1 pseudogene is annotated in these 417 nt (G+C 75.5%); it reads left to right on the forward strand.

Features of this window, described 5'->3' with window-relative positions:
• Nucleotides 1-173 precede the first annotated feature (173 nt).
• Nucleotides 174-417, forward strand: a pseudogene (locus NE591_RS12760) (hypothetical protein); the annotation flags it as partial.

The following is a 417-nucleotide window of genomic DNA, read 5'->3' on the forward strand; positions in this document are numbered from 1 at the left end:
GCCGGCGAGACCGTCGCGGTCCACGACCTGTCGGCCCCGGGAGGGCCCGTCGTCTACGACCCGGCGCACTACGCCGAGGCCCTGGCCGCGAAGGTGCGCTACGCCGACGCCGACATCGAGGCGGCGGCCCGCGCCAACCTGGAGCTGCTCGGCAGGCTCGGGGAGGGGTCGCTGTGAGCGCCCGGGACGAGGGCGGCGCCTACGCCCGCAAACGCGAGAACCTCTCGGAGCTGGGGCTGGACGCCATGGCGGCGGGGCTGCCCCACTGGATGTCGGCGGTGGCCGCCGGCGAGGCCGACTTCGCCTCGGCGATGCTCGCCATGACCTCCGAGGAGGCCGAGGCCATGCGCCGTCGCGGGACCGACCGCAAGGTGCGCGCCGCCGGCTTCCCGTTCGTCATGACGCTGGCCGACTTCG

Origin of the sequence: Adlercreutzia sp. DFI.6.23 (assembly GCF_024462535.1) — a bacterium.
GTDB classification, from domain to species: domain Bacteria; phylum Actinomycetota; class Coriobacteriia; order Coriobacteriales; family Eggerthellaceae; genus Adlercreutzia; species Adlercreutzia rubneri.